The organism is Sphingomonas leidyi, from assembly GCF_011761945.1.
Lineage (GTDB): Bacteria > Pseudomonadota > Alphaproteobacteria > Sphingomonadales > Sphingomonadaceae > Sphingomonas > Sphingomonas leidyi.
The window spans coordinates 1,007,647-1,021,029 of the sequence record NZ_JAASQV010000002.1 but is presented as its reverse complement, the minus strand read 5'-3'; the positions used below and the strand labels follow the sequence as shown (position 1 = coordinate 1,021,029).

Below are 13,383 nucleotides of genomic sequence, written 5' to 3'. Positions count from 1 at the left end.
ACGCTTCGGCAAGGACGTGCAGGCCCTGCTCCGAAAGGTCGGGGGAGCGTTGAAGCGCGTCCTCGCGCCCGGCCGGCGGCCGGCGGGGCGGCGTTCCGGGCGCTAGAACCGCTTGGCCATGCTGAACCCGAAGATGCGCGGGTCGAGCGTGAAGACATTGGTGGTCAGGCCGCTGTCGTCGGAATTGATGAACGCGCCGGTGATCGGGGTCTTGTTGAAGACGTTCTTGACGTAGAACTGGAATGCGAGGCCGGAAGCCGGGCGCTCGACGGTGAGCGCGAGGTTGACATTGTCCCACCCGCGCAGGCGATCGTTGACGGCGTTATAGACCCGCGCCCAGCTTGCCCCCTGCGCATAGTAATCGGCGCGAAGCGTTGCCTTCCAGGCATCGATCGGAAGCGCGTACTGCCCGCCAAGGTTGAACGTCCAGTGCGGCGCATTGGGCAATTCCCTGCCCGAAAGATCGGCGTAGAAACCGCGCCCCTGATTCTGGCCGACATCGGCATAGGTAAGCGGGTCGTAGGTGACGCCGTACAGGACGGATCCCGCGCTTCCGGGCGTGAAGGTGCCCGCGGCGAGGTTGTTGGTGTACGGGCAGAATCCGGTGATCCGCGTGTCGGATATGGAAGCGAAGCGGCGCGGATTGGCGGCCGTTACGGCAAGGTATTTCTCGACGAGCGCCTTGGGCGCGATGCAGTTGGACGCGGTCTGGATCCATGGCTTGACCAGAATCCAGTCGTCATGCCCCTGCGTGCGATTCATAACGTCGATCGAGCGCATGCCGCTGCCGATGCGGGTCTTCAGCAGGCCGAAATTGGCGTTGAAGCTCAGCCGCGATGTGGGCCGCCAGATCGATTCCAGTTCGAGGCCGTAGCTGGTTGCGTTGAAATTCTCGTTCTTGGTCGCGCGATCGATGATCTGGGAGACCTGATAGTCCTTGTAGTCGTAATAGAATGCGGTGGCGTTGAGGCTCAGCCTGCCGCCGGCAAGGTTGTTCTTCGTGCCGATTTCGAACGCGTTGATATATTCCGGCCGGAAGCGAGGGTCGGTTTGGAAAAAGCCGATATTGGCGGGATCGGAACCGATGCCGGGCGAATTGGTGCCGCCGGCCTTGTACCCTCTCGCATAGGAAGCATAGAGCAGGGTGTCGTCGGTGAACGATAGACGCGGCTTCCAATCGACCACGAAGCGCCCGGTGACCGCTCCCCATTTCTGCCTGATATCGGGAGAGGCCGGATAGCCGCTGTTGACATAGCCTCCGCCCAGGGGCCCGGGCGTCAGCAGCAACTGCGTGGCATAGGGCGTGGTAGTCTTGATGTCGCGGGTATAGCGCAGCCCGGCGGTGATCTTCAGGCGATCGGCCGCCTTCCAATAGAGTTCTCCGAACCCTGCCCAGGACTGCGTATGCGCGACATTGCGGCTTCGGAAATAATTATGCCCATTTCCGTCGATGCTTCCGATGGGGTTGGGATCGATATACATGCACGAGTAACCAGCACCGACATAGGGAAGCGTGGTCACATTCTGCGGACATGAATCCACCGGCCTCGACCCGGCCGTGCCGGATTTGTTGAACAATATCGTCCCGACTAGCGAGAACGTATTATTGAATACGTAATAATCTTCATCGATCTTGAAATCCAGATAATTGGCCCCAAGGTTGAAATTTATCGGGCCGTCGAATGAGGATTGCAGGCGAAACTCCTGAGACCATTGGCTGCTTGTGGATCGATTGAGATCGACGGCCAGATACCCTTTCGAGCATCCAAGCTGCGGGTCGCACCAGACGCCGTCCGGTAGAAGATTATAGGCAGGTATCCGTACGTTATTGGAATCGGCATAGGTTATGCCGTTCGCTGGGTCCGTATTGGTGAAGATCGGCTGCGAGGGAAACCGGCTGTAATCTTGCGTCGAATAATATTCGTCGCGAGACCATCCCGCCTGGGACACGAACCGCAATCCATCGTTCAACTTGAATTCGAGATTGAATTGCGCGACGTCGTTCGTCGCGCGGAACACCGGATCATAGGTTGTGCCGATCACGCGCAGGTCACGCGATTGCACCACGCCGGCAAAGGGATCGGTGGCGAATGGAATGGCGAAGACCCCGGTACCCGTATTGCCCTGGAATCCCACCGCTCCGGACACGCTCGAGCTCGCCGCCGCCACATTGGGCAGGCTGGCTCCATTGGGCACCCCGAACGCGGCGTCGTCATAGAGCGAGCCTGGCTTGCAGCCCTGGCTGAAATATCCGCGATTCTGCGGATAGATCGAAATGCCGTCCAGATTGGCGGGGCTGGGATCGCTGTGGCAAAGCTGCTTCCCCGTCCGCGATCGATCATCGTCCTCGTGGAAATGCTCCCAGACCAGGCTGGCGGTGAAGCGGGAGGACGGCTTCCACAGGATCGATCCGCGCGCGCCCCACAAATCTCGGCCGTTGACGCCGCGTTGCGTCACCATGTTGTAGTCATAGCCATCGCGAGAGGTCCACGCCCCCGCCACGCGCACCGCCAAGGCATCGGTCAGGGGCAGATTGAGCATTCCGCTTGCCCGCATCGCCGAATAATTGCCCGTCTCGAGCTTGAGCGATCCCGCCATCTGGCCGGGATCCGCGAGGATCGGAATCATGTTGACCACGCCGGCAGTGGCGTTGCGGCCATATAGCGTACCCTGGGGGCCGCGCAGCACCTCGACCCGTTCGACGTCGAAATACTCCTGCTCGAACAGGCGATTGCGAATGAGCGGCATCGCGTTGAAGCTGATTGCGACCGCCGGATCGGTCGTCACCGACAGCGCCTGCGTACCGATCCCGCGGATCTGGAAGTTGTAGCTGGCGAAATTGGTCTTGGAGAAGCTGACATTCGGCGTTCCGCGCAGCAGCTCCGATCCGCCTTCAATCTTCTGGTCGTCCAGGGATTTGGCCGTGAAGACCGAAATGGCGATCGGGACGTCCTGCATCTTCTCGCGCACTTTCTGCGCGGTCACGATGATGTCCGCTTCGGCCGCCTGATCCTGCGCGCCGCCGCTGCCATCGATGCCGATGCTGGATTGCTGCACGGGCTCGATGATGATCGCTCCCGAAGATGTCGTGCGGGCGCGCAGGCCGGATCCGGTCAACAGCCGCTCGAGCACCTCGGTGATGGAATAGCTTCCCCGCACCGCAGGCGCCCTGCGCGACCGGACGAGGTCCGCATTGAATTCGATCTCGCGGTGGCTCTGGATCGCCGCCCGGTTCAGGGCCGCGCCCAGATCCTGCGCGGGAATGTCGAAGCTTGTCCTGGGATTGCCCTGCGCCGCCGCCGGCATCGAAATCCATAGTGAAGCGCAGCCGGCAAGTGCCGCGATTCTCACGCGCAGCCCGAAGCGACGTGCCATCGATATCCTCCCCTATATGGGCGCCGTTATCGGCTGCCAATTTCAGGGACGCAGGCAATTCGAGAACCCGTAACCGCGTCGTGACTTTATTCCGAAGGGCCGATCGTGCGGCCGCGGCGCTCATTCCGGGCTGGGCAGGAGGAGCGGATTGCCGCGCGCATCATGCGCCACGCGCAAATGAAAGACTTCCGCCATCGACTCTGCGAAATGCTGGGAGTCGCCGGTCTTGAAGACACCGCTGACCCTGAGGTTCGCGATGTCCCCGCCGCCCAGGCCGATGGGGCGCGCGGTATAGCGGTTCATTTCGGCAACCGCCCGTCCGAGCGGCATATCGTTGAACGACAAGGTCCCCGACACCCAACTGGCCGCGCCCTCCGCTTCGGACGCGGATAGCCGCAGCGCACCGGGCCTGGCGGAATCGAAGAGTTCGCCGGCGCGCATGGTGATTTCGCCCGTCCGGCGATCCGGCATGGCCGACCCGGCGAAGTCGAGCCCCGCGACGCGGACCACGCCTTCGATGAGCGCGACGCTTGTCTTCGGGGAGCGACCATGGCCTTCCACCCGAACGTTGAACCGCGTGCCCACCGCCGTCACCCGCTGGCTGCCGGCATAGACCTGGAACGGTGCCGGCTGATGCTTGGCGACGACGAACAGGGCCTGGCCCTTCAGCAGCCGGATTCCCCGCTCCTTGTCGGTATAGGCGATGCGCATCGCGCTGTCCGTATCCAGCACCGCCACCGAACCATCGGGCAGAGTCACTTCGGCGCGGCCGCCGATAGTGGTTCGATAGAGCGCGCGCGCCGGGCCGGCGGCGGCAATGCCGTTGCGATGCACCGGCCCCGGATAGACTTCGCGGAAGACGAGTATCGACGTCAGGACGACGACCAGCAATCCGGCCACCGCCGCCATCATGCGGGATAGCGGCCAGCGGCGCTCCGGCCGAGCCGCCAGGGCCCGGGATCGCATCGCCAGAAACTCCCTGTCGGCGGCATTGTCGGCCACCGTCCGCAAGGCCGTGGCCACGTCATCCCAGGCGGCCTGGTGGCGCGGGTCGGCCGCGAGCCAGGTCTCCAGGCGCGCGCGGTCAGCGTGCCCCAGCGCGACCGCCTCGCTTTGCAGGAACCATTTGGCCGCCACTTCGTGCGGCGACATCGCGGGGATTCCGGAAGGGGCAGCGGGATTGGTCATGACCGTCGCCCCGCCCTTTCGCCAAGATACGCGACCGCCCTGTGCAAATGCTTTTCGACCGTGTTGAGCGAAACGCCGAGCCGGCGCGCGATCTCGGCCTGTTTCATTTGCTCGAGCCGGGCCAGGATGAAAATGGTGCGCGTGCGCTCGGGCAGTTCCTTCAGCGCCACCACGACGGCGCGCAGCGCCTCGCGTCCCGCGCAGATGGTTTCCGGATCGAGGTCGAGCGGCGCGTGGAGCACGTCGTCGAACAACTCGTGCCGATCGTTCGCGCGCACCGTGGCACGGCGATGCAGGTCGGTCGCCACATTGGCCGCCGTCGCGAAGATATAGCTTTCGGGCTGATGGACGTCGTCCGCGAGCGCCTTGCGCTGGCTCAACCGGACGAAGACTTCCTGCACGGCGTCTTCCGCGTCGAGCGGCGCCACGCCCCGGCGCTGGAAATAGCGCAGCAACGTGGATCGATACCGCCGCGCGAGATCGTCGACCACATGGCGATCGACATCCAGATTCCGGATCGGACTCTTGCCCTTCATTGGCCGGTGGTCGACATTTCGGGTGCCCCGATATCGGAAGATCCTATCTCAGGGACGTTCGCCCGCGCAAATACCGTAATGCCGGTCGTCAAATGCCGGATCGGCCCCATCGAAGGAACCGGAGCCGGACGGGATCGATACCGGGCGCGGGCCTGGTCAATCCCCGGTGCCGCCCTCGTCGCGCGCCTGCCCGGCCGCCATCGCAAGTCCGAGCGCCGCCACGGCCTCGCGGATGTCCGCCGCTGTCGAGGGGATCGCCGCGGCCATGCTGAAACAGCCATGGATGTTGCCGCGCGCTTCCCGATACGTGACCGGTACGCCGGCCGCGATCAGCGCCCCGGCATAGATCCGGCCTTCGTCCCGCAGCGGATCGAGCCCGGCCGTCACCAGCACGGTCGGCGGCATGCCCGTCGGATCGGCGTGCAGCAGATCGAAGCGCGGATCGCCGGCCGGCGCCGCATATTGCTTGAAGAACCAGTCTATGCTGGCGCTTGTCAGCAGAAACCCCTCCGCGAATTCCGCGCGCGACCGGGTGCCGCCCGCGCTGTCGACGCACGGATAGGCCAGGAACTGCGCCGAGACCGGCACGGCAGCCGGCGCGTCGCGCAGGGCCCTTGCGGTAACCGCCGCGAGATTGGCGCCCGCGCTGTCGCCGGCGAGGACGAGCGATGCAATCCCGCGGTCGAGGGCATCTTCCGCATGCTCGGCGAGCCACCGTGCCGCCGCTTCGGCGTCATCGGGGGCCGCGGGCCATGGGTGCTCCGGAGCGAGGCGATACTCGACCGATACCAGCGGCAGGTCCAGTTGCTCCGCAAGCGCGATGCAGAGCGCATGATGCGTGTCGAGATCGCCGAGCACGAAGCCGCCGCCATGGTAATAGATCACCAGGGGCCCCGGCGCCCGCTCCGCCCGGCGATCATAGAAACGCATCCGGAGCGACCGTCCGTCGAAACCGGCCTCGAGATCCCGCAACACCGCAAGATCGTGCACGACGGAAGGCGCCGTCGCCCTGACCTGGTTCATGATCGCGCGTACCTGCTCGGCCGGGAAATCCTCCATGCGCGCGAGCAGCGACGCGTTCCAGAAATCCAGAAAGGCCCGCGCATCCGGGCGTATGACGGGTTCAGTCACGATCATTTCCTCCACCCGAAACTGTCGACAGGCCGACGATCAGAAATTGCGCCCCACCACCAGGCCGAACGTGCGGGGCTGGGAAATCGTGACCGCGACCGGAGTGCCCGGCACATATTGGTTGAAGACGGTGCTCGCCGAAACCTCGCCGCGCCTGTCGAAGACATTCTTGACATAGGGCCCGATTTCCCAGCCGCTCGCCGTCCGCAGCGACAGCGTCGCATCGACGACGGAATAGGCGGCAAGCTTGTAGAGCGGCGCGATCGCGCTCCCCGCATACCCTGCCGTGCGCTCGCCGATATGCCGGATTCCGAGATTGAACGTGCCGCTCCACCGGTCGCCGAGATCGAAGTCGTAATTGCCGGCAAGGGCGATGGAGACCCTTGGCGAAAGCGGGATGCGCGCACCGGCATGGTTGACGCCGAGCGCCGGCGCGGCGGTCGTCAGCTTCGCATCGGTATAGGCCCCGGAGAGCAACAGGCTGACTCCGGGAACGACTCGGTAGGACAGCGCGGATTCGACGCCGTTGATGCGGGCATTGCCGGCGTTGACCAGCTGGTTGATGCCGCCCACGTTCCTGACCTGCTGGATGTTCGTCCAGTCGATATGATAGCCGCTGATATTGAAGAAGCCGCGCCCGCCGCCGAAACCGTGCTTCAGGCCGAGCTCGTAGTTCCACAGCGTGTCGGCCTCGAAGCGATCGCTTCCGGTGCCGACGCCGTTGATCACGAGATTGGGACCTCCGGGGCGATATCCGCTGGCGATCCGTCCATAGACCAGCGTTCGCGCGGTCGGCCGATAGCGCAGGTTGAACAGATAGGTTCGGACGCTCTCGTTCGATTCTCCGGTGCTGGTGACCGGCGTCGTCGGTGCGCGCGAATTGACCAGCAGGCCGACGCCATTGGTGGTGAAGACCTGATCGTTCCAGCTTTGGCGAACGCCGATCGTGGCATCGATGGTCGAGGTGAAATAGACGGTTCCATTGGCAAACAGCGCAAATTCGCGCGCCGTGCTGGGAAGCTTCAACTCCGCCAGGGTCAAACCCAGGAGCTTGCCCTGCGGATCGGCGGCATTGAGCGCCCTTATGTTCTGGAGAGTGTCCTCGTTGGAATAGAAGCCGCCGACCACCCATTCGAACGACTTGTTGTTGCCGGATGCCAGCCGCACTTCCTGCGTGAAGCGCTTCGTACCGACATCGGCGGGCACGCCGTAGGGATTGGCCCCGGCCGGTCCGATCGCCGCGCGCAGGATGGCGCTGTAGGGCACGGTGAAGTCGCGGATGCTGTTGATCGTCGTCTTCTGATAGGCGGTGATCGAAGTCAGCTTGGCGAAGCCGAGCATCCAGTCGATCACGGCGCTGCCGACGTACAGCGTCGCCTCCGACGGCTGCTCGAGAGCGAACGACTGGTCATAGACGCCCCCGGTCGGCCGATGCGTGACGGGATCGCGGAAGACGACGGCGTTGCCGTTGCTCCGGATCCGCTGCGCATAGCCGTTGAGGCGGATGCTCAGATCCGGTGTCGCCTGGAACAGCAGCGAAGCGCGCCCCTGCAACGTGCGCGCGTCGCCGAGATTCCGGCGATTATGCGCCGGATCGTCGGCATATCCCGCATCCTTCGACACAAGGCCGGTGGCACGCAGCGCAACACGATCTCCGAACGGCAGATTGAGCATGGCCCGCCCCGCGAGATTGGCGTCGCCATGCGCCGTGTATCCGGCCTCTCCCTCGATCCGCCCCCTGGTTTCGTCCAGCACCGGGATCTCGGTGATGTAGCGCAAGGTGCCGCCAAGGGCATTGGCGCCGAACAGCGTTCCCTGCGGACCGTTCAGCACTTCGATCCGCCGAAGGTCGAACATCCCAAGATTGATGGCCTGGACACCGAAGCCGAACGGGGTGCTGGAGCCGATCGGCACATCGTCCAGATACAGGCCGATGGCGCTGTTGAGCTGCGTGCCGCCGGTGGTGATGCCGCGGATGACGACCTTGTTCGTGCTCGGCGTCGTGGTCTCGAAACTGACGCCTGGCGTATAGGCGGCGAAGTCCGCGAGCGATTTGGCGCGGAGCCGCTCGAGGGTGTCGCCCGTCAAGGCGCTTACCGCGCCAGCAACGTCCTGGAGCCGCTCGTTGCGGCGCGTCGCGGTGACGATGATCTCGCTGTCCTGCCCGCTCGCCGCCGAAATCTCCGGCGGCGCGCGATCCTGTGCGGCCGCGCCCGGCGCCGCCATTGCGCAGACGACCGCCCCGCCCGCACCGACCAGAAGTGTGAACCTGCCCATCCGTGCCTCTCCCCATTGCCTCTTTTGTAAAGGCTTACAAAGGCCAATAGCAGCAAGCTCCGCGCCATACAAGGCACGGCGATCATCGGGCGGAACTAGCGTGCGAGCGCGGAGCGGCCGGTCATTGCGCCGCCGGGTGCGCGGCGCGCGTCGATCGGCGCACGACCAGCTCGGCGTCGATCTCGACAATCCTTGGCGCGGCGTCGGTTTCCGGCATGGCGATCAGGTCGATCATATGGCCGACCATCTCGACAAGGGGGGTCTTGACCGTCGTCAGCGAATAGCTGGCATGGGCGGCCTCGGCGATATCGTCGAAGCCGATGATCGCGACGTCGTCCGGGATCCTGAGCGACAGGCGATGCCGGATCGCGTCCATCGCGCCCAGGGCCATGATGTCGGTCATGCAGACCACCGAATCCGGACGGTCCGCGCGATCCATGATCGCGAGCGCCGCCTCGTACCCGCCCTCATAGGTCAGCCCCCCGTCGACGATCGCCACGACGCTGGCGTCCGGCGCCGCCTGCAGCCGGTCGACAACGGCACGCTGGCGCTCGACCATCGTGGTGAGGCTCGATGGGCCGGCGACGATGCCGAAACGCCTGCCGCCTCCCCGCAACAGCAGTTCCGCCGCCCGGGTCCCGCCATCGCGCGCATTCGGGCGCACGCTATGGACGGGAAGCCCCGGAACGTGGCGGCCAAGCATCACGACGGGCACGTTGCGATCCAGGCAAAGCGCCGCCATGCGATTGGAAATGGTCGCGGCGGCGATGACGATGGCATCGACCTGATATTCCAGCATGCGGCCCAGCGAGCGATCGAAGTCGGATTCGTCGCTCGGCGTGAACAGCAGCACCTGCTTGTTCAATTCCTCGAGCCGCCGGCTGACCTCGGCAAGCATCGCCGCATAGATCGGATTGCTCATCCTGGGGAGCATCAGCGCGACGATGTTCGTCTGCCGCGTGATCAGGCTGCTGGCGAGGCTGTTGGGCACGTAGTTGAGCTGGCGCGCGGCCCTGCGCACCTTTTCGGCGAGTTCGTCCGATATGCTGCTGCCCGGCGTAAACGCGCGACTCACCGCAGCGATCGAGACTCCCGCCAGCCGCGCCACGTCCAGAGAATTCGCGCGGTCACTGCGCCTCTTCGTCATGTCCTTCGATACCCCTTCAAGGCCTCCGGCCCTCCCACGCCGCGCGCGATCGCGTCCTGCGCCTTGATCGCAACAAATGCCCTCCGGAAGCAATCATGCCCCCCGCGGTCGGCAAGGTCGAGCCGCAACCATGGCCGCCCCCATCCGGGCCTTGTATACCTTTACATAGTCGAGTGTCGAGGGTAGCCCATCCGCAAATCGGGCCTGGCTGGTTCATCGCGATCGATGGCTCACGTCGCTTCGGGAGGAAAATGTGGGAAAGCCGTCGACAGTCGGAAGCGGCACCGCCGGCCGCGCAAGCATGGAGGATGCGGGCGCCCCGCCGGCCATCCTTACCCTGACCGACGTGATCGAGGCCGGATGCGGGGGCCTGCCTTCCGACCTGCCGACCAGCAGCTATGATCTGCTTCGAAGGTCCGCCGAGCGCCACGGGGAAAGGACCGCGCTGGCCAGCTTCCGCGATGTGGCGACGCATCGGGAGGTGCGCCGGATGTCCTATGGCGAACTCTTCGCCGACGTGACCAGGGCAGCCAATCTGTTCGGGATGCTTGGCGTGGGCGCGCAGGACGTCGTGGCGGTGCTGCTCCCGAATCTGCCGGAGACCCATATCGCCCTATGGGGCGCGGAAGCGGCGGGCATCGTGATGCCGCTCAATCCGATGCTCGAAGCGGAGCCGCTCGCATCGCTGCTCACGGCCGCGAAGGCCAGGGTGCTGGTCACGCTCGGCGCCGGTTCCGACCTGTTCGACAAAGTGGGGGCGATCCTGTCCAGGGCGACCGCGATCGAGCACCTGGTCCTGATCGACGAACGGGAAGGCCCGCCTGCGCCGGCCGTCCTGCCGGCTCCTTCGCGGGCGGGCGTGACCGTCCACGATTTCGCCCGCGCGCTCCGCGCGATGCCGGCCGACCACCTGGTCGCCGGGCGCGATATCGCGCCCGGCGATACCGCCTCCTATTTCTGCACCGGCGGCACCACGGGGCTCCCCAAGATCGCGGTACGCACCCATGCCCAGGTCATCGCCAACAGCTGGATGGCTGCGCGGATGATCGGCCCCGCATTGACCGAGGAATCCCTCCTCTTCTGCGGCTTGCCCCTGTTCCATGTGAACGCGGTGATGGTCACGGGGCTGATCCCGTTCCTGAAGGGGGCATCGGTTCTTCTCGGCACGCCGCAGGGGTTTCGCGCGCCCGGCCTCCTCCCGCGTTTCTGGGAGATCGTCGAGCATCATCGCGTAACCGGCTTCAGCGCGGTGCCCACGCTTCTCGCCGCGCTGCTGGAATATCCCAGCGAAGCGTTCGACCTGTCGTCCTTCCGTTTCGCGATATGCGGCGCATCGCCCCTGTCGGCCGATCTCCTGCAACGCTTCGAGAAGACCTGCCGCGTCTCGATCTCCGAAGGATATGGCCTGACCGAGAGCGCCTGCGTCGCCTCGCTCAATCCGATCGACGGCGAGCATCGGCCCGGATCCGTCGGCCTCCCACTGCCGACCGAGGATATCCGCATCGTCATTCTCGATGCCGCCGGCGCCTTTCTGCGCGATTGCGAGGTCGATGACATCGGCGTGGTCACGATTGCCGGCCCCAACCTGTTCTCCGGCTATCTCGACGATCGGCACAATGCCGGCGCATGGGTCGATCGGGGCGATGGCCGCAAATGGCTCAACACCGGCGACCTTGGGCGCATGGATGCCGATGGCTATCTGTGGCTGACCGGTCGCGCCAAGGACTTGATCATCCGCGGCGGCCACAACATCGATCCATCGACGATAGAGGAAGCGCTCTATTCGCACCCGGATGTCGTCCTCGCGGCTGCCATCGGCCGGCCCGATGGCTATGCCGGCGAAGTACCGGTGGCGTTCGTCCAGCTCCGCAGCGACGCCGCCACCGACGCGCCGGCCCTTCTGGCGCATGCCGCGGCGCGGATCGGCGAGCGTGCCGCCATCCCCAGGCGCATAGCCATCCTCCCATCGATGCCGCTCACCGCCGTGGGCAAGATCCACAAGCCGAGCCTGCGGCTGATCGAAGTCGCGGCGGCGGCGCGCGAGGTGCTCGATCAGGCCGGCATCCCCTTTGCCGACATATGTGCGCGCGACGATCCCCGGCGCGGCACGGTCGTCCGCATCTCGATCGACGCCCCGAACGGCATGGCCGTTCGCGACGCGCTTGCGCGCTTCAGCTTTCAGATCGATATCGACTGCCGCGCCGGCAACTAGCTCGACCGGTCAGCCGGCCGGGCTCGGGAATATCCCTCTTCTTCCCGAGAAGCCTGCCTCCTCGCCGCACCGGCCCTCATTCGGTCGACTCCATATCCTCTTCACGCGCGCGCAGTATCGCAGCCAGGGTGCGCAGCCCCGTATCGAGCTGGTCCATCGCCGGAGTCGCCAATGCGAGCCTGACGGCATTGGGCGCATGGCCCGGAGTGACCGCAAAGGTCGTCGAAGGGGTCAGCGCAACGTCCCGCCTGGCCGCCGCGACGACGAAGTTCTGCGAGCGCCAATGCTGCGGGAGCGTCAGCCAGAGGTGATAGCAATTCTCGTTCGCCCGAATCTCGAACCCGGAGAGATGCTCGGCCGCGCGCTTCTGGCGCGCACGGGCGTCGAGCCGTTTCAGCCTGACCAGCTCGGCAACCGTGCCGTCCCCCATCATGCGCTGGGCTGCGGCGAACGCAAATCCCGAGGCGGTCCAACCGCCCGAGCGGACCAGCGCCTTCATGTCCTCGCGCAGATGCGGCGGCGGGATGATGAAGCCGAGCGAAAGGCCGGGCGCCACCCTTTTGGACAGGCTGTCGACGACAACGCATGCGTTCGGGGCAAGCGCGGCGAGAGGCGGCGCGTCATCGAGAAAGCCATATACCCGGTCTTCGATGATCATGATCCCAAGCGCTTCGGCCACCCGCAAGAGATCGGTCCGACGCGAAAGCGGCATCGTGATGCCGAGCGGATTCTGAACCGCCGGCTGAACATAGAGGGCCGAGAGCCGCGCTTCGCGGTGGGCCTTCTCCACCGAATCCGGCCGCACGCCATCTTCGTCCATCGTCAGCGGAACCAGGGTGATGCCCAGCCGGGAGGCGATTCCCTTGATGAAGGGATAGGTCAGGGTTTCGACCCCGCAGCGCCCGCCGGTCGGAACCAGGGCGGCAAGCGCGGCGGCGATGGCCTGTCTCCCATTGCCTGCGAAGACGAGTTGATCGGCGTCGGGCAACCAGCTTCCCTGCGCCAGAAACGCAGCGCCGATATTTCGAGCCGCCTCCGTCCCGACACTGGTCGCCTGTCGCAACGCGGCCTCCAGCGGCGCGGGTGCGTCGAGACCCTTCAGGCTCTTCGCGATCAGTGCGGTCTGACCGGGCAGGATCGGATAGTTGAATTCGAGATCGATCCGGATGCCGCGCGGCTCACCCGGTGCTTCGACGCCACGCCCGGATTGCCCCGAGACAAAGGTGCCGCGCCCCACTTCGCCGACCACGAGGCGCCGACGGAGCAATTCGGCATAGACGCGGCTCGCGGTCGAAACGGCAATATCGTGCCGATAGGCGAAAGCGCGCTGCGGCGGCAGGCGATCGCCCGGCTTGAGCACGCCGTTCACGATATCGGCGGCGATGGCATCGGCCAGCTTCGCATATTCGGAGGTCGACATATATTGCTCCGAGATCAATCTTTGAATTGCACCGAATAGTATATCGGATCATTCCCCCCATCAACCCGGGCGACCGCGACACGCAAGCATCGGCAAT

8 protein-coding genes are annotated in these 13,383 nt (G+C 65.2%); 1 reads left to right on the top strand and 7 read right to left on the bottom strand.

The annotated features are described in order from the left end of the window. Positions 1-102: 102 nt before the first annotated feature. From FHR20_RS14630 to FHR20_RS14605, 6 genes are all read right to left on the bottom strand, one after another. Positions 103-3,375, bottom strand: coding sequence for a TonB-dependent receptor (locus FHR20_RS14630; protein WP_167300295.1), 3,273 nt, complete (start codon positions 3,373-3,375; stop codon positions 103-105). A gap of 120 nt (positions 3,376-3,495) precedes the next feature. Beyond that, positions 3,496-4,512 carry a FecR domain-containing protein gene (locus FHR20_RS14625; protein WP_167300294.1) on the bottom strand — a complete coding sequence of 339 codons (1,017 nt, stop codon included), beginning with the start codon at positions 4,510-4,512 and terminating at the stop codon, positions 3,496-3,498. 47 nt (positions 4,513-4,559) lie between these two features. Further along, complete coding sequence (locus FHR20_RS14620; protein WP_167300293.1) at positions 4,560-5,054, bottom strand: RNA polymerase sigma factor; 495 nt, start codon at positions 5,052-5,054, stop codon at positions 4,560-4,562. A 201-nt stretch (positions 5,055-5,255) separates the two neighbouring features. Continuing rightward, a complete protein-coding gene (locus FHR20_RS14615) occupies positions 5,256-6,236 on the bottom strand; it encodes an alpha/beta hydrolase (protein ID WP_208413592.1) in 981 nt (326 codons plus the stop codon). A gap of 33 nt (positions 6,237-6,269) precedes the next feature. Then, positions 6,270-8,507: a TonB-dependent receptor gene (locus FHR20_RS14610; protein WP_167300291.1), complete on the bottom strand. Its 2,238-nt coding sequence runs from the start codon at positions 8,505-8,507 to the stop codon at positions 6,270-6,272. A 121-nt stretch (positions 8,508-8,628) separates the two neighbouring features. After that, positions 8,629-9,654, bottom strand: a complete 1,026-nt coding sequence (locus FHR20_RS14605) for a LacI family DNA-binding transcriptional regulator (RefSeq protein WP_167300290.1) — start codon at positions 9,652-9,654, stop codon at positions 8,629-8,631. A 253-nt stretch (positions 9,655-9,907) separates the two neighbouring features. Here FHR20_RS14605 and FHR20_RS14600 point away from each other — a divergent pair, with 253 nt between their 5' ends. Continuing rightward, positions 9,908-11,866, top strand: coding sequence for an acyl-CoA synthetase (locus FHR20_RS14600; RefSeq protein WP_208413591.1), 1,959 nt, complete (start codon positions 9,908-9,910; stop codon positions 11,864-11,866). A 76-nt stretch (positions 11,867-11,942) separates the two neighbouring features. Here the strand turns inward: FHR20_RS14600 and FHR20_RS14595 are convergent, their stop codons facing one another. Further along, the gene (locus FHR20_RS14595; protein ID WP_167300289.1) at positions 11,943-13,286 is read right to left on the bottom strand and encodes an aminotransferase-like domain-containing protein; all 1,344 of its coding nucleotides are present in this window, start codon (positions 13,284-13,286) and stop codon (positions 11,943-11,945) included. Between the last annotated feature and the right edge of the window lie 97 nt (positions 13,287-13,383).

Coding starts and splice junctions, on each gene's coding strand:
- FHR20_RS14630 (WP_167300295.1), bottom strand. CDS start 3,375: ATGGCACGTCGCTTCGGGCTGCGCGTGAGAATCGCGGCACTTGCCGGC.
- FHR20_RS14615 (WP_208413592.1), bottom strand. CDS start 6,236: ATGATCGTGACTGAACCCGTCATACGCCCGGATGCGCGGGCCTTTCTG.
- FHR20_RS14610 (WP_167300291.1), bottom strand. CDS start 8,507: ATGGGCAGGTTCACACTTCTGGTCGGTGCGGGCGGGGCGGTCGTCTGC.
- FHR20_RS14605 (WP_167300290.1), bottom strand. CDS start 9,654: ATGACGAAGAGGCGCAGTGACCGCGCGAATTCTCTGGACGTGGCGCGG.
- FHR20_RS14595 (WP_167300289.1), bottom strand. CDS start 13,286: ATGTCGACCTCCGAATATGCGAAGCTGGCCGATGCCATCGCCGCCGAT.